Annotated in this window: 18 protein-coding genes; 10 read left to right on the top strand and 8 right to left on the bottom strand. The window is 60.1% G+C overall.

Annotated elements, in window-relative coordinates; genetic code table 11:
• The first annotated feature begins 22 nt into the window (after nt 1–22).
• Entirely contained in the window at nt 23–1,084 is a 1,062-nt protein-coding gene (locus ACR0IV_RS09170) for a TRAP transporter substrate-binding protein (RefSeq protein WP_480468947.1), read from the top strand.
• Between the two features lie 31 nt (nt 1,085–1,115).
• On the opposite strand, the gene ACR0IV_RS09165 is transcribed toward ACR0IV_RS09170, so the two are convergent.
• Entirely contained in the window at nt 1,116–1,586 is a 471-nt protein-coding gene (locus tag ACR0IV_RS09165; RefSeq protein WP_480468948.1) for a tetratricopeptide repeat protein, read from the bottom strand.
• A gap of 15 nt (nt 1,587–1,601) precedes the next feature.
• Between ACR0IV_RS09165 and ACR0IV_RS09160 the strand changes: the two genes are divergently transcribed.
• The 3 genes from ACR0IV_RS09160 to ACR0IV_RS09150 all read left to right on the top strand — a co-directional run bounded on the left by ACR0IV_RS09160 (nt 1,602) and on the right by ACR0IV_RS09150 (nt 5,507).
• Nucleotides 1,602–2,870, top strand: a complete 1,269-nt coding sequence (locus tag ACR0IV_RS09160; protein WP_480656946.1) for a cytochrome-c peroxidase — start codon at nt 1,602–1,604, stop codon at nt 2,868–2,870.
• Nucleotides 2,871–2,946: 76 nt separating this feature from the next.
• Nucleotides 2,947–4,332: a bifunctional enoyl-CoA hydratase/phosphate acetyltransferase gene (locus tag ACR0IV_RS09155; RefSeq protein WP_480656947.1), complete on the top strand. Its 1,386-nt coding sequence runs from the start codon at nt 2,947–2,949 to the stop codon at nt 4,330–4,332.
• A complete protein-coding gene (locus ACR0IV_RS09150; protein WP_480468951.1) occupies nt 4,332–5,507 on the top strand; it encodes an acetate/propionate family kinase in 1,176 nt (391 codons plus the stop codon). Before ACR0IV_RS09155 ends, ACR0IV_RS09150 begins: the two co-directional genes overlap by 1 nt.
• A 210-nt stretch (nt 5,508–5,717) precedes the next feature.
• Here ACR0IV_RS09150 and gph read toward each other — a convergent pair whose 3' ends face one another.
• On the bottom strand, nt 5,718–6,392 hold the full coding sequence (gph, locus tag ACR0IV_RS09145; protein WP_480468952.1) for a phosphoglycolate phosphatase: 675 nt from the start codon (nt 6,390–6,392) through the stop codon (nt 5,718–5,720).
• A gap of 224 nt (nt 6,393–6,616) precedes the next feature.
• Here gph and hemP point away from each other — a divergent pair, with 224 nt between their 5' ends.
• Nucleotides 6,617–6,784, top strand: coding sequence for a hemin uptake protein HemP (gene hemP / locus ACR0IV_RS09140; RefSeq protein ID WP_480468953.1), 168 nt, complete (start codon nt 6,617–6,619; stop codon nt 6,782–6,784).
• Nucleotides 6,781–7,257 carry a hypothetical protein gene (locus ACR0IV_RS09135; RefSeq protein ID WP_480656948.1) on the top strand — a complete coding sequence of 159 codons (477 nt, stop codon included), beginning with the start codon at nt 6,781–6,783 and terminating at the stop codon, nt 7,255–7,257. The genes hemP and ACR0IV_RS09135 overlap by 4 nt, the downstream gene beginning before the upstream one ends.
• A 44-nt stretch (nt 7,258–7,301) precedes the next feature.
• On the opposite strand, the gene ACR0IV_RS09130 is transcribed toward ACR0IV_RS09135, so the two are convergent.
• The 5 genes from ACR0IV_RS09130 to ACR0IV_RS09110 form a co-directional block, all read right to left on the bottom strand.
• Nucleotides 7,302–10,367 (bottom strand): aminotransferase class III-fold pyridoxal phosphate-dependent enzyme, encoded by a 3,066-nt coding sequence (locus tag ACR0IV_RS09130; protein WP_480656949.1) that lies wholly within the window; start codon nt 10,365–10,367, stop codon nt 7,302–7,304.
• A gap of 110 nt (nt 10,368–10,477) precedes the next feature.
• Nucleotides 10,478–11,350: an NAD(P)-dependent oxidoreductase gene (locus ACR0IV_RS09125; RefSeq protein ID WP_480656950.1), complete on the bottom strand. Its 873-nt coding sequence runs from the start codon at nt 11,348–11,350 to the stop codon at nt 10,478–10,480.
• A 91-nt stretch (nt 11,351–11,441) separates the two neighbouring features.
• Nucleotides 11,442–11,831, bottom strand: a complete 390-nt coding sequence (cueR, locus tag ACR0IV_RS09120; RefSeq protein WP_480656951.1) for a Cu(I)-responsive transcriptional regulator — start codon at nt 11,829–11,831, stop codon at nt 11,442–11,444.
• Nucleotides 11,828–14,302: a heavy metal translocating P-type ATPase gene (locus ACR0IV_RS09115; RefSeq protein WP_480468958.1), complete on the bottom strand. Its 2,475-nt coding sequence runs from the start codon at nt 14,300–14,302 to the stop codon at nt 11,828–11,830. Before ACR0IV_RS09115 ends, cueR begins: the two co-directional genes overlap by 4 nt.
• 106 nt (nt 14,303–14,408) lie before the next feature.
• Nucleotides 14,409–15,041 (bottom strand): pyridoxamine 5'-phosphate oxidase family protein, encoded by a 633-nt coding sequence (locus tag ACR0IV_RS09110; RefSeq protein WP_480468959.1) that lies wholly within the window; start codon nt 15,039–15,041, stop codon nt 14,409–14,411.
• Nucleotides 15,042–15,245: 204 nt separating this feature from the next.
• On the opposite strand from ACR0IV_RS09110, the gene ACR0IV_RS09105 reads away from it, so the two are divergent.
• Entirely contained in the window at nt 15,246–16,403 is a 1,158-nt protein-coding gene (locus ACR0IV_RS09105) for an acyl-CoA dehydrogenase family protein (protein ID WP_480468960.1), read from the top strand.
• 216 nt (nt 16,404–16,619) lie between these two features.
• Nucleotides 16,620–17,372: a nuclear transport factor 2 family protein gene (locus ACR0IV_RS09100; protein ID WP_480656952.1), complete on the top strand. Its 753-nt coding sequence runs from the start codon at nt 16,620–16,622 to the stop codon at nt 17,370–17,372.
• A 2-nt stretch (nt 17,373–17,374) separates the two neighbouring features.
• On the opposite strand, the gene ACR0IV_RS09095 is transcribed toward ACR0IV_RS09100, so the two are convergent.
• Nucleotides 17,375–18,265, bottom strand: a complete 891-nt coding sequence (locus ACR0IV_RS09095; RefSeq protein ID WP_480468962.1) for a LysR substrate-binding domain-containing protein — start codon at nt 18,263–18,265, stop codon at nt 17,375–17,377.
• Between the two features lie 180 nt (nt 18,266–18,445).
• On the opposite strand from ACR0IV_RS09095, the gene ACR0IV_RS09090 reads away from it, so the two are divergent.
• Together ACR0IV_RS09090 and ACR0IV_RS09085 are read left to right on the top strand one after the other, a co-directional pair.
• A complete protein-coding gene (locus ACR0IV_RS09090; RefSeq protein ID WP_480656953.1) occupies nt 18,446–20,638 on the top strand; it encodes a dehydrogenase E1 component subunit alpha/beta in 2,193 nt (730 codons plus the stop codon).
• Nucleotides 20,635–21,669 (top strand): ACP S-malonyltransferase, encoded by a 1,035-nt coding sequence (locus tag ACR0IV_RS09085; protein WP_480656954.1) that lies wholly within the window; start codon nt 20,635–20,637, stop codon nt 21,667–21,669. The genes ACR0IV_RS09090 and ACR0IV_RS09085 overlap by 4 nt, the downstream gene beginning before the upstream one ends.
• Nucleotides 21,670–21,676: the final 7 nt, after the last annotated feature.

Below are 21,676 nucleotides of genomic sequence, written 5' to 3'. Positions count from 1 at the left end.
GAGTATCACAGGGAGGAAACGCATGCTCAGAAGATTTATGAAAACCGCAGCGGTGGCCACATCGCTGGTGGCCGCGTCCGCCATGGTCGCGACCGCTGCCGACTATACGCTGCGCGCCACTGCCAACTCGAACGAAAATGACGAAGACTATGACGGGCTGGTCGTCTTCAAGAACTATGTCGAGGCTGCCTCGAACGGCGCCATCGAGGTTGAGCTGTTCATCGGCACGCAGCTGTGTTCGAACGGTGCTGAGTGCCTGCAGGGCGTGGCCGATGGCACCATCGACATCTATATCTCCACCTCGGGCGGGGCCTCGGGCATCTTTCCTTATGTGCAGGTTCTGGACCTGCCTTACCTGATGGCCGATGACCGCATTGCCGAGCATGTCCTTTCCGGCGATTTCACCCGCACCATGCGTGACATGGCGCTTGAGGATTCCGGCGGCGCGATCCGACTGATGACCATCGGCAACACCGGCGGCTGGCGCAACTTCGCCAACACCCAGCGCCGTATTGCTGAGCCCGCCGACATGGAGGGCTTGAAGATCCGCACCGTGGTCGCCGACCTGCCGCAGGAACTGGTGAAGGCGCTGGGTGCATCACCCACCCCGATCCCGTGGCCGGAACTGTTCACCAGCTTCCAGACTGGCGTTGTTGAAGGGTCCAAGAACGGTATCACTGACATCATGGGCATGAAATTCCCTGACGCGGGCCTGCAATATGTCACGCTGGACGGCCACGCCTATATGGGCGCGTTGTGGTGGATGAACAACGCCAAGTTCCAGGAGATGCCCGAGGATATGCGCCGTGTCGTCGTGGACGGCTTCTATGCTCTGCAGCAGGCGACCTTTGCCTCGCCCAAGCGCAAGTCGATTCAGGCTTATGAGGATTTTGTCGCCGGTGGCGGTGACCTTTATGTCCTGACACCCGACCAGAAGGCTGCGTTCAAAGAGGCTGCAACCCCGGTCTATGACTGGTTCCAGTCCAATGTGACACGTGGCGATGAGATCTTTGTAGCGTTGACGGACGCTGTGGCAGCAGCCGAGGCGGACGTGAACGCCTCACGCGATGCGGACCTGAACTGAGATATTGGGTCGGGCCCTCGTGGCCCGGCCTTCACCGAAACGGGTACATCCACCCTTTGTAGTCGTTGACCAGAACATGCGCCCTTTCGATCTGCTCCGGCGTCATTTTCTTGACCACTTCCTCAAGGCTGATCGCTGCATCGGGATCGCCGCCAATCGCGCTGAGTGTGTACCACATATAGGCCCGCACCAGATCAGGCGCGGGCATGCCGAGACCCAGCTCATAATACCAGCCGATGCCGGATTGCGCCCCCGGATGCCCCTTCATCGATGCGCGCAGATACCATTCAAACGCCCGCTCATAGTCCTGTTTGACCCCAAGCCCCAACCCGTACATCACACCGATCAATTCCTCGGCTTCGGCATTTCCGGACCGAGCGGCGGGCAGCAGTTCCTCGCGCGCTGCTTCAAACTCTCCGGCCTCCATCAGATTGCGTGCCTGTTCCAACTCAGCCAGCGCTGGGGTCGCGAGAAGGCAAAGGGCAAATACAAGCTGACGCATGGGATTGCTTTCCTTTTGGCAGGGGCTGCGGCTGCTCAGGATTTGCCGCGTCCGCTGACGGATGATGATTTCCTCCCCTTTGATATGAAACAGGCCGCCATTGGTCATCAACTGTTTTACGACCCGATCCTGTCGGGCAACCAGAACATCAGTTGCGCTCATTGCCACCACCCGGATTTCGGCACCTCGGACGGGTTGTCGCTGGGCATCGGCGAGGGCGGGCAGGGCCTGGGGCCAGATCGCACGCCGGGCATCGGTGCAGACAAGATCCGCAAGCGCATTCCGCGCAATTCACCAGGTTTGTGGAACCTTGGGGCCAAGGACATCCATACTGTTTTTCATGATGGCCGCCTGAGTATTTCGGATGTCTACGGCAACGGCTTCAACTCGCCCGCGCAGGAATGGCTGCCGGAAGGGCTGAATTCTTTGCTGGCGGCGCAGGCACTGTTCCCGCTGACCTCGCAATTTGAGATGGCCGGGAATGTGGCGGAAAATCAGGTCACCGGCGCGGTGCATGCCCGCATCGACAAGGGCTGGCCGATCCTTGCCAAGCGCGTTCGCACCGATCCGCGCTATGGCCTCGCCATGGTCGAGGCTTTCGGCGAAATCGACGCGACAGAGGATATCTCGATCACTCAAATCGCCAACGCGCTGGCCGCGTTCATGGCGCTGGAATGGCGCAGCACGAACAGTCCATTCGATCTATATCTGGCAGGGGATCACACGGCTTTAACGCCGCAGCAGCACGACGGCATGACCCTGTTCTTTGGCGAGGCAGGATGCGTAAACTGCCACTCGGGACCTTTGCTGTCGGATCAGAAATTCCACGCGCTGGGCCTGCCGCCTTTTGGTCCGGGCAAGACCCGCCAATGGGACCCCTATGCCCGCGATGTGGGCCGTATGGGCGAAAGCGACCGGCTTGAGGACGCCTATCGCTTTCGTACCCCGATGCTGCGCAACGTGACCGAGACAGCGCCCTACGGCCATAATGGCGCCTTTCCCGATCTGGAAGGCATCATCCGTCACCACCTGAATCCATCGCAGAGCCTTGAGGCCTGGACCCCTGAAATGGCTGGGCTGCCGGACGTGCCGTGGCTGGCTAAGGTGGATTTCATCGTTTGGCAGGACCGGTTCGAGATGGAGCGTCAGCGTCAGAAGATCGACATCGAACCGCTGAAACTGACCGACGCCCAGATCGCAGATCTGGTGGCATTCTTGAGCGCGTTGAAAGGCACAACGCTAGATACGCCGCTCTTTGGCGTGCCAGATGGTTTTGAGCCCTAGAAAACCCCGCGAACGTCATTGGATATTTACCTAAAATCTCATAATGCTCGGTACAAATCAGCCGTCGAGAGTATCCATGCAGTACCACAATAAGCCCTACGATCAGCTACAGATTGGCGATACGGCCGAGTTAAGACGGATTTGCACCGAGGATGATTTTTATGTCTTCGCGTCGAACTCCGGCAATCATAACCCCCTGCATCTGGCGGCCGAGGATGGAGATGGCGACAACATAGATGAGGCGATTGCGCCCGCGATGTTTGTCGGGGCTCTGATATCTGCCGTGCTGGGGAATATCCTGCCGGGTGCTGGGACGCTCTATAAGTCGCAAAGCTTCGATTTCAGCACTCGCGCCCATGCGGGCGAGGAACTGATGGCGCGCGTTACGGTCGTCGAAAAGCGCGAGAACCGAGAGGTGGTTCTGGAAACTCAGGTGATCCGACCCAGCGATGATGCGGTGATCGTCTCTGGCACCGCGGTGGTGATTGCGCCGGAAAAAGAGATGTCATTTCATGAGATCGAAGTGCCCGGTCTTGTGGTGCAGCGGCACCGGCATTTCGACGCGTTGCTGGATCGGTCGCGCCCGTTGCCCCCGATCCCCACAGCCGTGATCGCCCCGGAAGAGCCGAACTCGCTCGGCGGGGCGCTTCTGGCGGCGCGCGAGACCATTATCGAACCAATCCTGATCGGCGATCCCGACAAGATACTGGCAGCCTCCAAAGAGATTGATCTGCCGTTGGGCGAGACCGAGATCATCCCTGTCGCGGGCCATTTCGATGCCGCCAACAAGGCAGTCGATCTGGTGATGGATGGCCGTGCCGAGGCCTTGATGAAGGGCCATCTGCACACGGATGACCTGCTGCGCGCCGCGCTCCGGCGTGACAGGGGTTTGAAAGTCGGGCGACGCTTTACCCATGTGTTTGTAATGGATGTACCCGGGCAGCCTCATCCGCTGCTGGTGACCGATGCGGCCATCAATATCGAGCCTGATCTGGAAACGAAAATCGACATCACCCAGAATGCCATCGATCTGGCGATCTCAATCGGTATCGGCGCGCCAAAGGTTGGTGTTCTGTCGGCGGTCGAGACGGTGAACCCCGCGATCCGCTCCTCTATCGACGCAGCGCTTTTGTCCAAGATGGCCGAGCGTGGGCAGATCAAGGGCGGTCTGGTCGATGGCCCTCTGGCCATGGACAACGCGGTTAGCCTGGCGGCAGCACGTACCAAAGGGATTGTCTCGGAAGTGGCGGGCCGCGCCGACATTCTGGTCGTACCCAATCTGGACGCTGGCAATATGCTGGCCAAACAGCTGACCTATATTGCCCATGCCGAAGGTGCCGGAGTGGTGCTGGGGGCGAGGGTGCCGATTATTCTGAACAGCCGTGCGGATGACGACAAGGCGCGCCTCGCCTCTTGCGCCGTGGCGGCGTTGCATGCGGCGCGGTTGTCTGGAAAGGTTTGATGGATCATATCGTTACGCTGAATGCTGGTTCCTCGTCGCTGAAATTCGGGCTGTTCGCTCGGGGCGACGGCGATCCCAGCCCGGTCTGCACCGGAATGGTCGACAGGATCGGCAGCCCCGGGGCGTCGGTCAGCCTGCGTGGGGCGGATGGCAGCAGACTGATCGACGAGGTTTCGGATGCAATCCGCGATCACGACAGCGCGCTGGATCGGGTTCTCAGCCTGCTGCAGAACCAGTTTCCCGCAGCCCGGGTCGCTGCGGTGGGGCACCGCATCGTGCACGGAGGTCCGGATAACGACCGGCCCGCTACCATTACCCCCGATGTTCTAAGCGCACTGGAGGCGCTGAAACCCTTCGCGCCGCTGCACCAGCCCTATAACTTAGCCGGTGCGCGGGCCGCGATGGCGCGCTTTCCCGAGGCCACTCAGGTGGCCTGTTTCGACACAGCCTTTCATCGTCATCACCCGTGGGTGAACGATACCTTCGCGCTGCCGACTGAATATTATGACATGGGTGTCCGTCGCTATGGCTTCCATGGGCTCAGCTACGACTACATCTCGGGTCACCTGGCCCAGACTGCGCCAGGGGTGCATTCCGGGCGGGTGATCGTGGCGCATCTGGGCAATGGCGCATCAATGTGCGCCATTCATGGAGGTCGCTCGGTGGGCTCGACCATGGGCTTTTCAGCGCTGGATGGCTTGCCGATGGGCACGCGCTGCGGTCAGCTTGATCCGGGCGTGATGCTGTACTTGATGCAGCAGAAGGGTATGGAGGCAGAAGAGATATCGGACCTGCTATATCGCAAGTCGGGTCTTCTGGGGTTGTCGGGTCTGTCCAACGATATGCGCACACTTGAACAGTCGGATACGCCTGAGGCCAAGCGGGCAATCGAGTACTTCACCTTCCGTGCCCGCCGGGAACTGGGATCGCTTACAGCGGTGCTTGGTGGTCTGGACGCTGTAGTGTTCACCGGTGGGATCGGAGAGAATTCGGTTTTGATACGATCCGAGATTTGCTCGGATCTAGGGTGGCTCGGGGCTGAGCTGGACGAGAAAGCCAATGCCGGCAGTGCACGTGTGATCTCGACCGAGTCGTCCGCCGTGAAGCTGATGGTCATACCTACCAACGAAGAACTTGTGATCGCCCGCGCAGCCGCCGGAATGTCTGCCGGATAGGTCGCAAAACGCACCCGGATGGACGTTATTTTGCTGGAGTTTTGACAAAAAAGCGCTGCTCTACGGGAATCCCCCAATTTCGGCGCTTGGGTAGATACGTTAATTATTCATTAACACCGGGCAGAACGCTCGTACCACTTTCACAAATTTCCCCCGATGAGGGGCTGGCTTCTTACCCCCTTGGCCGGCCCCTCTCTCTTTTTTTAGGGGTCATGAGTGCTGTGGTGTGTCCCCGAGGATCTGGTTCACCAGATCGGGCAATTCCGCGCTGTCGGCATAGCTGAGCGTATGGTGCATCTCGGTGATCGGTGATTTGCGATAGCCTTCGGTGAACAACAGGAATGGCACCTTCGCCCTGTGCGCGGTTTCAGCGTCGACTTCGCTGTCTCCGACAAATATGCGGGGGCCGGTATCAGGCAGGGCCTCGAAGCTGGCGTGTAGATGCGCAGGATCGGGTTTGCGGGTGTTCAGGCTGTCGCCGCCAAAGACCACGTCGAAATACTGTGACAGATTCAGTGCGTCCAAGACATGACGCGCCGGTTCTTCGGGCTTGTTGGTGCATACGCCCAGAGTGCAGCCCATGGCACGCAGTTGTTCAAGCGCCTCGGGTACGCCGGGATAGACGGCGGTCTGATCACAGGCGACGGCATTGTAATGGCGCAGAGTGAGCTGTGTTAGCTCCGGGTGTCGATCCCGGTCGATCCCGCAATGATCGATGACCCGCTCGACCAGCTTGGGCAAGCCGTTGCCGACGAAGCTTCGGATCGTATCCTGGGGCAGGGGGGTGAGTCCCTGATCTGTCAGCATCCGGTTCGCGGCATTTGCGATGTCGGCGATGCTGTCCACCAGAGTCCCGTCCAGGTCAAATACTACAACTGCCACCATGTTCGATTCCGTCTCTGTTCAGGTACGCCCAAGGCCTAAGGCGCAGCGGCGATCTGTGCAACAGGAAGCGGTTGAAATGCCTAAAAAACCAAGGGTTGACAAATCTTACTATTTTTATCAGATTAAGGGTTGAGAACAGTCAGCCAACCCGAGATCGGGTCAGCCAGATCAAGCGAACCACGAACAGATAAGGCCAAGTGCCAAAACGCTCTGGAGATGCTCCGATGAACGCGCAGACCCCCAATCCGACCCAAAGCTATGCTATCTCGATGCTGCCCGCGCATAAGGCAGAAGACCTGACCGCAGGCGGGAACCTGGCTCATATCGAGCTTGGTGATCAGCTTTACACCCTGCGCATCACCCGCGCGGGCAAACTGATCCTGACGAAATGAGCGTGCCTGCATCGCGCGGCGGTGCCGCCGTTGGACGACTGTCCGATCTGACCCCGGTTGAGGCAGGTGCTGTGATGTACTTGCGTCTATGGGGCGATGGTGAAACCGGTCGTGCCAATGCGGCCAGCGATTTCGACATCGCGCTGGGCGTGGATCATGGTCGGGCCGCTATGCTGACGCTGGATCGATTGTGCGCGCTCTGTGCTCATCACGGGCGGAGACCACTGGTTCGGCACGGGCTCGGATGCTCCTGTCTGGGCGCGGATGAGAACTGCTTTGCCCAGATGATTGCCGCCGCCTCCGAAGGCGCGCGCGAAGATGCGATGATGATGGCTTCTTTGATCGTGCGCCCGGATTTCGCCCCCGCTCTGGCGTCGTTGTCAGAAGAACTTGGTCTGGCCTTGCGTCGCATGACCGCCTCAATCCCCCTGCCGACGACAGGGCACCAACCCCCAAGCTCGGTGCTCCACTGATCGGTAAACTCAAAACCCCGGCCATTTTGCCGGGGTTTTGTTTTTTAGCAGCAGCCGCAACCGGCGTGATGATGATCATGATCGCAAGAAGGCTCTGGCGTGTAATCGCCCACCTCGGACAACACATCGCGCAGGGCCCAGAGGATCATATCCACATCCTCGGCTTCGATCGTCAGCGGAGGGCGGATCTTCAGGATGTTGTCCTTCGGCCCCTCACTGCCGATCAGAATGCGATGATCCCGCATCCGGTTTTTGACATAGCTGCAGATCTCGCTGGCCTCTGAACCATCGGGATTGATCAGCTCGACACCCAGAAACAGACCCATGCCGCGCACATCGCCGACCTGTGGGAAATCGGTTTCGATCTGCCGCAGCCCTTCCATCAGGCGGGCTCCCATAACGCGGGCATTGTCCTGCAGACCTTCGTCATCAACGATATCCAGCACCTCTTTACCGATGCGGCAGGACAGGGTTGACCCGCCGAAGGTCGAGAAGAACTCGATCCCGTTATCAAAGCTCTGTGCGATCTCTTTGGTGGTAACCAGCACACCCAGAGGATGTCCGTTGCCGATGGGTTTGCCCATCACCACGATATCCGGCAGCGCGCCCTGATGTTCGAAGCCGAAATAATGCTCTCCAAGACGACCAAGCCCAGTCTGCACTTCGTCGGCGATGCAAACACCACCCGCAGCGCGGATTTTTTCATAGACGGCAGGCAGATAGCCTTTGGGCGGAATGATCTGCCCTCCGACCGACGGGAAGGTTTCTGCAATGAATCCAGCGACACCGTGGCCGCGTTCCTGCAAAGCGGCAATCGCGGGATCGACAAAATTCGCGAATTTTGTAGCGCGGTCGGGATCGTCCCGCTTGAACGCGCCGCGATAATCATCCGCAACCTCAACCAGCTCTACCCAATCCGCCTTGCCGACGCCGCCCGGCTTGTTGAATTTGTAGGCCGAGATCGCCACCGCCGCGTTGGTATTGCCATGATACCCGTGATCCGGCGTCACGATTCCCTTCGCCCCGGTATGCGCCCGCGCCAGACGCAAGGCCAGCTCATTGGCCTCGGTGCCGGAGTTGACGAAGAAGCAGACTTCGAACCGGTCGGGGAGTTTTGACAAGACCTTCTCAGCAAAGGCGGTCTGTGCAGGGTGCAGATAGCGAGTGTTCGAGTTCATCCGCTTCAACTGATCCGCCGCAACCGCCTGAATCCGCGGATGCGCGTGCCCCACGTGGGGCACGTTGTTATAGGCGTCCAGATAGGGGCGACCCCATTCATCGAAAAGATGGTGCTTCCAACCGCGTACCAGCATGACCGGATCATCGTATGTCAGGCTGAGGTTACCCCCGAAGTGATCGCGCCGCCCCTGCAGGATCTTCTGCTTGTCCGTCGGGCGATACGCGACCTTATCGTCCGGCAGGTTCAACAGCGCAGCCGGGTTGGGGCAGACAGCATTCCACAGCTCCAACTCATCCGGATCGGCCACGCCGGGCCAGTCGGCTTGCATGCCTCGTGTGGTCAACGCCAGTTGGAAATGCACATGCGGCGCCCAACCGCCGTTTTGCGTGGCGTCCCCCAGTTGCGCAAAAGCCGCGCCCTGCGCCACCGGATCTCCCGGTTTCAAACGGTCGCAGACCTCGGGGTCAAGATGGCCGTAAAGCGTATAGAACGCATCGCCATCCGGCGTCTCATGATGCAGGATCACCACCCCGCCATAGTCCAGATGCGCATCGCGGTTTTCTACCGCATCGACCCGACCGCTGAGTGGCGCATGCAGAACGGTCCCCGCAGGCGCAAACACATCCACGGCCAGATGCACCGTCCGCCGGTCCGAGGCCTTCCACGGCCCCTTGCGGAAACCCGGCTCGGCATAGATCAGGCGGGGTTCGTTGTAATATCCCAGCCAAAGGCCTTCACCGAACTCCTCCCCCACGCGCGCTGCCTCTTCAAGCGGCATGTTGAACGGGTTCTGAGGCCATGTCGAATTTTCAACCGAAAGCGAGCCTATGGGGGTTGTGCTCAAATCCTGCCCGAACATTTGCGCAAACTGCCCGCGATGGTTGGCCAGATAGGCATGTATGCGCTCCGCTCCGTCCACCACCGGCAAACCACAGGCCGTGCGCAGCCGCGCCGACATCAAATCGCCATTGACCGAAGTGTTCTCAAGAAACCGCCATGCCGGGGCCTGACTGACCGTCACATAAGGGTCATCCGGGTTTTCCGCTGCCATAAGGGTCGAGTTCACAACGGACACCGCAAGCCGCATCTGCACCAGAGGCCAGATCAAATCGACCTCATCTGCGCGCAACCGGTTGGCGGCATGATAGCCGCGCACCAGCGCTGCCAGCGCGCATTCGGGCTTGGGATGATCCAACACCACATAGGCCCCGGCAATCGCAAGATCGCATATCCGCGGTGCGGCGCACATATCTCCAAGATCAATCAGGCCCGAGACGCTGCGGCGTTCGCTCAATTCACCCTCGACCAGAATGTTGTAGTCATTTGCATCATTGTGAATGGCCTGTTTGGGCAGATCATCCAGCTGGCTGCGAATGGCATCAAAGCCAGCCACAACATCCTGCAACAGGGCACGCCGTACAGGGTCCTCAATTGCGTTCAACTGATCGGCAATCCAACCCGCCTGCGTCAGATCCCACTTGAATTCTTCACGATGCAGACCCGCATGATCGAACCCTTCCAGCGCCCGATCCGTCGCGCCCAGCACGCGACCCAACTTCAGGATCAGATCCTCTGTCTTGGGCGCGCTGCACGCATAACACTCACCCGGCAACCGCTCCAGCAACCAAACCAACCGTTCCCTTCCGCTTTCATCTTCAATTGCGGGCAACATCGCATCCGAGAGATCGGGGAATACTTTTGGAAAAGGCAGCCCGGGCGCTGCCGAAGCGATATGTTCCAAGACTTTGATCTGCAAATCGACCAACTCGGGCTCACACCCCGCCCGCATTACCTTCAGCACATAATCCTGACCATTGGTCGCCTGCACCAGAAAGTTGAGGTCATATTCCCCATCCAACCGCGTCAATCGCGCATCCAGCCCCCAGCGCTGGCGTAGCTTCCCGGCCCAATATGCGTTCAAATCGCTCATGCGACACCCCTTAGCTCTCCCCGAAGGGGATCCTCTTCATCTGGCCAAAAATATCTTCGGGGGGAATCGCGCCAGCAGGCGCGATGGGGGGCAGACAGCCCCCCTTGCGATCACCCCAACGCGCGCAATCGCTTGAACAGAGAGGACGTATCCCAACGCCCCCCGCCCAGCTTCTGCACATCCTTGTAAAACTGATCGACCAGAGCAGTCACCGGCAAGGACGCCCCGGTTTCATCTGCAGTTTCCAGACAAATCCCCAGATCCTTGCGCATCCAATCCACGGCAAAGCCATGCTCAAAATGATTATCCAGCATGGTCTCATAGCGGTTCGCCATCTGCCAACTGCCTGCGGCGCCCTGACTGATCACCTCCACCACAGCGCGGCCATCCAGCCCGGCTTTCTCGGCAAAGTGCAACGCCTCGCTCAGGCCCTGCACCAGCCCGGCAATGGCGATCTGGTTGCACATCTTGGTCATCTGACCCGCGCCGCTGTCACCAATCCTGCGGCAGATCTTCGAATAGACCTGCATCATAGGCTCGGCCTTGTCGTAAGCCGCCTGATCCCCACCGCACATGATCGACAACACGCCATTCTCAGCGCCTGCCTGTCCGCCCGAGATCGGCGCGTCGACAAAGGCAATACCCTTCGCCTGACCGGCCGCATAAAGCTCGCGCGTCACTTTCGCTGAAACGGTGGTGTGATCCACAAAGATCGCATCTTCCGCCATCCCGTGAAAGGCGCCTTCCTCACCAGAGCAAACCATGCGCAGATCGTCATCATTCCCGACGCAGGCCATCACGAATTCCGCACCCTCCGCCGCCGCGCGCGGCGTGGTCGCCATCGTGCCACCATGCTGTGCAACCCAGGTCTCGGCCTTGCTTGCGGTGCGATTGTAAACCGTGACCTCATGCCCTGCAGCCTGCAGGTGCCCCGCCATCGGATAGCCCATGACACCCAGGCCAAGGAACGCGACTTTTGCCATTTTTGAGATCCCCTCCGCTGTCCGGCGCGCGTATCGCGCCGGAATGTTCAGCGAAGACAAAGCAAAGCTGAGCCCAAAGGGCAACCCCGCGTCACGCTTTGTGGCCCAGGTCTTTCAGAATCGGACAATCCGGGCGGTCATCTCCGGCGCAGGCTTCGACAAGATGGCTGAGCGTATCGCGCATGCCCTTCAGATCGACTATCTTCGCATCGATCCGGGCCAGATGATCGCGCGCCACGCGTTTCACATCCGCGCTGGCACGGGATTCGTCTTCGTAGAGCGCCAACAGAGTGCGGCAATCCTCGATCGTGAACCCCAGGGCGCGGGCGCGTCCCAGAAAGTTCAGCTTGTGAATGTCCTGATCCCGAAAGCGCCGATATCCGTTGTCGTCGCGCAGCGGTTTGATCAGGTTGATGTCCTCGTAATACCGGATTGTCTTGGCAGGCAGGCCGGTGCGGGTCGAGACGTCTCCGATATTCATGCCGCCACCTCTCTTTGGCTCGTGTTGGTTTGCGCTTCCGGCAGGCTGGCTCTTACACGCCGCAGGCGCAGCGCGTTTGAAACGACGAAGACGCTCGAGAGCGCCATCGCTCCTGCGGCCAGAGCCGGCGATAACAGATGACCGCCAAACGGATACAACACCCCGGCAGCAACCGGGATCAGAAGCGTGTTATAGCCAAAGGCCCAGCCAAGGTTCTGCCGGATGTTGCGCATGGTCCGGCGGCTGATCTCGACCGCATTGGCCACGCCGCGCAGATCGCCTGACATCAGTACGACGTCAGCAGTTTCAATCGCCACATCGGTGCCGGTACCAATCGCAACACCGATATCCGCCGTTGCCAGCGCCGGAGCATCATTAATTCCGTCGCCCACAAAAGCGAGCGCACCGAACTGCTGCTGCAGGGCTGAGATCGCGGCGACCTTGCCATCGGGCAATACCTCGGCTGTGACATGGTCGATGCCCAAACGGTCGGCCAAAGCCTGAGCCGTCTGTGCATTGTCGCCGGTGATCATCGCCAGCGTTACGCCCATATCATGCAAGCGGGTCAGCGCCTCGGTCGTACCCGGTTTGATCGGATCGGATACGGCCAAAGCTGCTGCGGCCTGACCGTCGATGGCGACATAGATCGGTGTCGCACCTTGTGCAGCGCGCTTTTGCGCCTCGGTCTGCAGTTCGCCCAGATCAATGTCATTCTGGGCCATCAGCCGATCTGCGCCAACCAGCACGTCGCGCCCTTCGATCTGAGCGCGCAGGCCGAGGCCAGTCAAGGACTCGAACGCTTCGATATCGGGCAAGGCTTCTGGCCCCGCGCGGGTGATCGCTGTGGCGATCGGGTGCTCGGACCGGGCCTCGGCAGCGGCGGCGAGGCGCAGAACCTCGGCGCGGTCAAATCCGTTGGTGATGATGACCTCTTCCAGTTCCGGTCGGCCCAGTGTCAGCGTCCCTGTTTTGTCCAGCGCGATGACCTTGGCCTGTTGCAATTGTTGCAACGCGTCGCCCTTGCGGAACAGTACGCCCAACTCGGCCGCGCGGCCCGTGCCCACCATGATCGAGGTCGGCGTCGCCAGACCCATCGCGCAGGGGCAGGCAATGATCAGGACCGATACCCCGGCGACCAAAGCCAATGGCAAGGCCGGGGCAGGGCCAAAGATCAACCACACCGCTACCGTCAGCACAGCAATCGCCATAACGGCAGGGACGAAATAATAGGTAATCCGGTCGACAAGCCCCTGAATGGGCAGCTTTGCCCCCTGCGCCTGCTCGACCATCCCGATGACCTGCGCCAGGACCGTATCCGCGCCCACATGCGTCGCCTGAATGCGCAGAGACCCGGTGCCGTTCACTGTCCCGCCAACAACAGGGTCACCGATGGCTTTGCCAACGGGCACGGGCTCGCCCGTAATCATGCTCTCATCGATATAAGAATTGCCGTCCAGCACGGTACCATCCACAGGCACGCGCTCTCCGGGTCGGATTTGAACGATGTCACGGACCACTATCTCGGCGATGGGGCGGTCGATCAGCTGACCATCTTTCTCGACACGTGCAGTTTTGGGCTGCAGCCTAACCAGTTTGCGTATGGCGGCCCCGGTCCGCCCTTTGGCACGGGCCTCCAGCAAACGGCCTAGCAGGATCAGGACGACAATGACGGCTGCGGCCTCGAAATACACATTGGCGGTGCCTTGCGGCAGCACCTGCGGTACAAAGGTTGCAATCACCGAATAAAGATACGCAGCCCCGGTACCCAGCGCGACGAGCGCATTCATGTCCGGCGCGCCGCGCAGAAGCGAGGGGATACCTTTGGCATAAAACACGCGCCCGGGACCGATCAGCAATATCGTGGTCAGGGCGAATTGGATCACATGACTGGTCTGTGCCCCAATTGTGGCCATCATCCATTGATGAAAGGCCGGGATCATATGCCCGCCCATCTCAAGGACGAACACCGGCACGGCCAGCGCCGCCGCGATCAGTGTCGTACGGTGCAAACCGGCAAGTTCTTCGGCTTTCTCATTCTGATCCTCTGCGCCCGTATCGGCGGGTCTGGCTGGGTATCCGGCCTCGGACACGCGTTTTGCCAGCGAAGCCGGATCGGTCAAGCCGTCGGCATAGTCGATCACGGCGCTTGCATTGGCGAGGTTGACCGATGCCTCCGTCACACCGGGGATGGCATGCAGAGTACGCTCGATCCTGGAGACACAGGACGCGCAGCTCATCCCATCGATCTTCAAACGTGCCTGACGTGTCGCCGCAGGGTAGCCCGCGGTATCCAACGCAGTCAGAATATCCGAAAGCGCGGTGTCATGAGTCACATCCGCCGTGCCGGTCGCAAAGTTCACCGCGGCCTCTCTGACGCCGGGCAACGCACCCAACGCGGCCTCAACCCGGCCGACGCAGGAGGCGCAGTTCATGCCCGTAATCTTGATCTGATCGTGTTGTGATGCCGACATCCGAGTCGTCCCAAAAGTGACTTTCGCCCCTGACATAAGGGTTCCAGTCACGGGAAGGTCAAGGGTTGAGCCATCATTTCCCTGGCCCGCGTCGGTTTGGCGCGGGTTAGGTGGTTGCAGACTTCAATGCGGCCAGTTCCTGACGCAGTCTTTGATTTTCGGCCTGCAGCTCAGCCAATTGCTGACCCAGCGCGTTCATGTGCGGCCTCAATTGGGCCTCAGTAAAGCGGGGCGTGATGTGGCGCGGGCAGTTCCAGTCCAGCGCTTCGACATGGAGGATCGCGGCGCGCTCAGCCTTGGCTTCGGCACCCTCTGGAAAGAGGTGGGCAGCAGCATTTGCCCCTTCGGTGAAAGCCATCCGCCCAAGTATCTTAAGGCGGCGGCTGTTTGCGTAATCCATCAGGATCAGCGCAACCCGGTCGTTGCCGTCCAGATTGCCGCGCGAAATATACTGCTGATTGCCTGAGAAATCCGCATAGCCGATGGTTCGGTCGTCCAGAACCCTGAGAAATCCAATCGGTCCGCCACGGTACTGCACATAAGGCCAGCCTGTCTCGGACACGGTGGCCTGATAGAACCCGTCCCGGGCCTGAATAAACTCTTGCTCAGCCGGACCAATCCGGTGGCCTTGCTGCGGCCCACCTTCGATGAATTTTGCATAACCGTCCGCCGAACCCATGCGCTCTTGGTGGGCGCGCACGGCGGGTGTGAAGGTCAGTTCGGAAAAGGCACGCGGCATGGGTTTTCTCTCGTCGATATGGTTGGCAAGGATAAAAGCCGCTTGGGATGGGCTTGTCACCCGGTGGAACTCAGATGTGATCCCAAGAGGTTGGCGCACAAAGGGACGTTGCGTAGCGAACTGCGCGGACGCAACGTCACATGGATTGGAAGGAATCGCGTGCAAGGATAGCGTTGAACAAACACTTGATCTGGAGAGCTTTTGATGTCGCTTTTTACCAGCACCGCCGCCTGGGTTACTGACGAACACCGGATGTTTGCCGATATGGCGGGCCGGTTCATGGATGATGCACTGGTGCCCAACGCCGAAACCTGGATCGAAAACGGTGTCGTGGATCGCGCGTTCTGGCTGCAGGCCGGGCAGGCGGGCCTGATGGCGGGCTCGATTGCCGAGGAGTATGGCGGCGTGGGCGGCGGCATGGGATTTGATTCCGTGACGCTCTATGAGCAGACCGCGCGCGGGGATGCCGGTTGGGGGTACGGGATACAATCCATCGTAACCCACTACATCACCGCCTATGGCAGTGAGGATCAGAAACAGCGATGGCTGCCGAAACTTGCGTCGGGTGAGATGATCGGTGCGCTGGCTATGACCGAACCGGGCACCGGGTCGGACGTGCAGGCGGTCAAGACCAGCGCCGAAAAGGATGGCAATTCCTATCGGCTGAACGGGTCCAAGATTTTCATCACCAACGGTCAGTCCGCCGATCTCGTGATCGTCGCGGCCAAAACCGATAAATCGCTGGGCGCCAAGGGGGTGTCGCTGATCGCGGTCGAAACGGAAGGGGCCGAGGGGTTCCGACGCGGGCGTAACCTGAAGAAGCTGGGGATGAAGGGCAACGATACGGCTGAGCTGTTCTTTGAAGACGTCAAAGTGCCCATGACCAACCTGCTGGGCCCGGAAGAGGGGCAGGGGTTCTATCAACTGATGAAACAGCTGCCATGGGAGCGGTTGACCATCGGGATCATGGCGCTGGGCGCGATTGACTTCGCCATCGCCGAAACGGTGAAATACGTGCAGGAGCGCAAGGCCTTTGGTCAGAGGGTAATGGATTTCCAGAACACCCGCTTCAAACTGGCCGAATGCAAAACCAAGGCCGAAGTGCTGCGCAGTTTCGTCAACGATTGCATCGGCAAGCTTGAGGCAGGTGAGTTGGATGCGGCCACCGCCTCGATGGTGAAATACTGGGGCTCTGAAGTGCAGAACGAGATCATGCACGAATGTCTGCAACTTTTCGGCGGCTATGGGTTCATGATGGAATACCCGATCGCGCGGCTCTATGCGGATGCGCGGGTTCAGATGATCTATGGCGGCACCAATGAGGTCATGAAAGAACTCATCGCCCGTTCGCTGGATGTCTGAGGCAAAGCACTCCCGCCCGTCGTCGACATTCCTGACGGAACGTCTCCTCCCGTTGGGCCAAGCAGGCGCGGGCGCAGCCCGCGCCTGCTTGGCCCCCTGCCGTCCGCAGGACGCAAGGCCGAAGGTCGCGCAGCCTTTGACGCGCACCGACATTGCCGATGCGCAATCCGCCTGCCATGATTGCCACAAGTTGGTTCGGCAAAAAGGAACTTGCTCATGGCGGCGTCGAACAAATCCCGCATCTGCGCCTTGCTCAAAAGCATCGAAACCGGTGATCCCGGCCCGATCTCGGTGGTGAACGAGGCGCGCTACATCCAGCATAACCCGCAGACCCATGAAGGCAGCGAGGGGTTGGCTGCGTTGTTCAAGCGCCTGTCTGAGACCTCTCCGCGCGTCAACATCGTCCGGGCGTTCGAGGATGGGGCGTTTGTTTTTGCCCATACCGAGTATGATTTCTCGCGTCGCAATATCGGGTTCGAGGTGTTCCGTTTTGCAGATGGGCAGGCGGTGGAGCATTGGGACAACATACAGGCCCGCCAAGGCCCCAATGCGTCGGGTCACAGTATGGTTGATGGGTCGACTGAGGTTGGTGATCCTGCATTGACCGAACAGAACCGGGCTTTCGTTCGATCCTTTGTTGAGGCGGCTCTTATTGGCGGTGATTTGGAGCAACTCGCCTCTTGCATCGATGAGGCTGCCTACGTGGAACACAATCCGCGCCTGTCCGATGACATTGCGGCGTTGCGGGCTGAACTGTCAGACCCAGACAAGGTGAATTATCGGCACCTGCATCGGGTTTTGGCCGAGGGCGATTTTGTTTTGACCGTCTGCGAGGGTGAGTTTCAGGGGAAGCATAGCGCGTTCTATGATCTCTTCCGCATCGCGGATGGCAAGATTGTCGAACACTGGGACACCGTCGAAGCCATTGCGCCGCGTGAGCAATGGAAAAATGACAACGGCAAGTTCTGACCTCACTTCGAAGCCAGTTGATCCCTTAGCCAATCCTGAAAGGATTTCAGCGGTTCGGGCGTGGCACGGTCATTGGGCCAGACGAGATAATAGTCGCCCAAACTGACAGGAGGTCCTTCCCAAGCGGGCACCAGACGCCCGGCCTCCAGATCGTCCTGCACCAGATATGCAGGTAATAGGCCGACGCCCAATCCATGTATCGTGGCCTGTATCATGGTCGAGAACTGATCAAACAGCATCCCCCGCAAGCCGGTGACGGAATGGCCCTGCATTTCAAACCATCTCTCCCAGGCGTCCGGACGTGATTCCAGATGCAGCAATGGGGCGGTGCGAAGGGCCTCCAACGGGTCGGTGGTGGTTCCGATCAACCCCGGTGCGCAGACCGGCAGCACCTCTTCTCGCATGATTGGCAGATAGTGGACCCCTGCCCAGTCTCTCTGGCCGAAATGAATGGCTGCATCGAAGGGTTCAGAGGCAAAATCGAACGGCTTCAGCCGGGTGCCCAGATTGACCGTGACCTCAGGGTGGCGGCGGGCAAAACCCTGCAGCCGGGGGGCAAGCCAATGCATGCCAAAGGCGGGCAGGATCGACAGGTCCAGTGAACCGCCCGCCGGGTTTGCCTTCAGCTTAAGCGCCGCCTGCGCCAGTTCCTGCAGCGCGGACCTTGCGGTTTGCACATAGTCTTTGGCCGCAGGTGTCAGATGCAGACGCATCTGGCTGCGCTCGATCAGTTGCACGCCCAACTGATCTTCCATCGTCTTCAGCTGACGGCTGATTGCACTTTGTGTCAAAGACAACTCTTCTGCTGCGGCTGATGCACTGCCCAGTCTATCCACGGCCTCTAGCGCCAGCAGGGACGAGATAGACGGAAGAAACCGGCGTGGCGCAATCATATGATGAAACCTCATACCTTTTGGATGCAATAGCACTGGTTTTTTCCCGCTGCCAGAGCGATGAGTTCAAAATGGCCCCTATGCTCGCCAGAGTGTTGAGCTTGAAATCCCCGGCAGAGCGCGGGACAAATTAGCCAGTGGCCGACGGGCCGATGACACCGACCAGACAAGGCAAGACCCATGGACCGTGCCCAGATCGTACATGAGAACTTCCTGACTCGCGTTGCACAGCGCGACCTGCCAGAAGGTGCGCCTCCGCGACCGGGGCTCAGTCCGACTGATGCCGTGTCGCTGTTTCGGTCACAGGTGCTCAGCCGCGCCCTGGATCGGACCAGTCGCGCCATGCAGAAGGCGGGGCAAGGGTTCTATACGATCGGGTCTTCAGGACATGAGGGGATGGCAGCGGTAGCCCACGCGTTGCGGCCGACGGATATCGCATTCCTGCATTACCGCGATGCCGCATTCCAGATCGCCCGCGCCCAACAGGTGCCGGGCCAGCAGATCGCCTGGGACATGCTGTTGAGTTTTGCCTGTTCCAAAGAAGACCCCACCTCGGGCGGGCGGCATAAGGTTCTGGGCTCCAAGGCTCTGACCATCCCGCCGCAGACCTCTACGATTGCCAGCCACCTGCCCAAAGCTGTCGGCGCAGCCTATAGCTTGGGTGCGGCGCGGCGGCATGATCCGGAACATCGGAATCTTCCTGAAGATGGGATCGCGATGTGTTCCTTCGGCGATGCCTCAGCCAACCATTCGACCGCGCAGGGGGCGATCAACACTGCGGGCTGGACCAGCGTGCAATCGACCCCGCTGCCGCTGCTGTTTGTCTGCGAAGACAACGGGATCGGAATTTCGGTCAAGACTCCCAAGGGTTGGATTCAGGCCTCGATGGAGCATCGGCCCGGGATCAGGTACTTCCAGGCCAATGGCCTTGATATCTACGAGACATTCGCCGTGGCGCAGGAGGCTGCTGACTATGTCCGCACCCGGCGCAAACCGGCCTTCCTGCATCTCAAAACCGTGCGCCTTTATGGCCATGCCGGGGCGGACGTGCCCACGACCTATCTGCCGAAATCCGAGGTTGAGGCAGATGAGGCCAATGATCCTCTGTTGCATTCCGTGCGCCTGCTGGATCAGGCCGGGGCATTGTCCCCGGATCAGGCGCTGAAAATCTACGAAGAGACTTGCGCCCGCACCGACCGCGTGGCGGCGGAGGCTGCCTCACGCCCGCATCTGGCCAATGCGGCCGAGGTCATGGCCAGCCTGATCCCGCCCAAGCGCGCTTGCCGCCCGACCAACGGCCCCAGCGCCGAGGCGCGGGCCAAGGCCTTTGGCGGCGATATGCGCGCGATGGACGAACCTCAGCCTATGAGTCGCCTGATCAACTGGGCGCTGACCGATCTGATGCTGGAACATGGCGAAATCGTCTGCATGGGCGAGGATGTAGGCCGTAAAGGCGGCGTCTATGGCGTCACGCAGAAGCTGCAGCAGCGCTTTGGCCCGGACCGGGTAATCGATACTTTGCTGGATGAGCAATCCATTCTGGGCCTCGCCATCGGCATGGGCCATAACGGATTCGTTCCGATCCCCGAGATCCAGTTTCTGGCCTATCTGCACAATGCCGAAGACCAGATCCGGGGTGAAGCCGCAACGCTGCCCTTCTTCTCGAACGGTCAGTTCACGAACCCGATGGTGTTACGGATCGCGGGGCTTGGGTATCAGAAGGGCTTTGGCGGGCATTTTCACAACGACAATTCTCTGGCCGTTCTGCGGGATATTCCGGGCGTGATCATCGCTTGCCCGTCCACTGGCGCGGATGCGGCGCAGATGCTGCGCGAATGCGTGCGACTGGCGCGCGAAGAACAGCGGGTGGTGGTGTTTTTGGAACCGATTGCGCTCTATCCCATGCGGGATCTGCACGCGGCGCAGGATGCGGGGTGGATGACAATCTATCCCTCGCCGGACCAACGCATCGCACTGGGCGAGGTCGGGGTGCATGGGGACGGTACCGATCTGGCTATCGTGACCTATGGCAATGGGCATTACCTGTCGAAACAGGCGCTGCCCGAATTGCAGGCGGCGGGGCTGAAGGCGCGGATTATTGACATGCGCTGGCTCGCCCCCTTGCCGGTCGAGGCCCTGCGTGAGGCCACCAAAACATGCGCGCATGTTTTAGTCGTCGACGAATGCCGCCGTACCGGCAGTCAATCCGAGGCGCTGATGACTTTCTTCGCCGAAGAAAGTCCCTCCACCCCAACCGCCCGCGTGGTGGCCGAGGATTGTTTCATCGCTACTGGCCCCGCCTATGCTGCGCCTCTGCCCTCAAAAGACGGTATCGTTGCGACAGCGTTGAAACTGACCGGAGGCGCAGCATGACCCGCACCGCCGTTGTGATCTGCCCCGGTCGAGGGACCTATAACAAGCCTGAACTGGGCTATCTGCACCGCCACCACGCTGACCGAATGCAGATGTTCCGCGACTTTGACGCCATCCGCGCCGAGGCCGGGCAGGAGGCCGTCACCGCTCTGGATGGTGCGGACCGCTACACCGTCAGTAAATACTCGCGCGGAGATGTGGCGTCCCCGCTGATCTATGCTGCGTCGCTGGCTGATGCACAAACGCTGGCCGAGGACATCGAAGTGGTGGCCGTCACGGGCAATTCAATGGGATGGTACATCGCACTGGCCGCCGGCGGTGCCCTGTCGCCCGAGAACGGCTTTCGTGTGGTGAACACCATGGGCACACTGATGCAGGAGCATCTGATCGGCGGGCAACTCGTGTATCCTTTCACAGACGATAGCTGGGCCAATGACGCCACCCGCAAGGCTGACCTTTTGGCCGACGTGGCGCGTATCAACCAGATCGAAGGCCACACATTGGCTTTGTCGATTGATCTCGGCGGCATGCTGGTTCTTGCAGGCAACGAGGACGGCCTGAAAGCGTTCGAGGCTTCTCAGCCAACGGTACAGGAACGCTTTCCCATGCGATTGGCCAACCACGCCGCGTTCCACACGGCGTTGCAAGCGCCGGTTGCGGCCGAAGGTCGGGCGCGGCTGGGGGCGGACCTTTTCGGCCAGCCGGATCGCCCCCTGATCGACGGGCGCGGTAAAATCTGGTGGCCGGGGGCGACGGATACGCAGGCGCTGTGGGATTACACTCTGGGCCATCAGGTGACCGAACCTTACGATTTCACGCGCGCGCTCCAGACTGCGGCTCGTGAATTTGCACCCGATCTGTTCATTGTCACCGGACCCGGAGCCACCTTGGGCGGCGCAGTTGCGCAGTCGCTGGTTCTGTCTGATTGGCGTCGCATGGGTGACAAAGCCGCGTTCCAGGCGCGGCAAGAGGCGCAGCCCTTCCTGATCGCCAAGGGTCGTGACGATCAAAGGGCGCTTGCAACCGGCTGATCCTGCG

Source organism: Ruegeria sp. C2, assembly GCF_056537765.1.
Note: the sequence above shows the minus strand (reverse complement) of the source record. Positions and strands in the feature narration are given on the sequence as shown.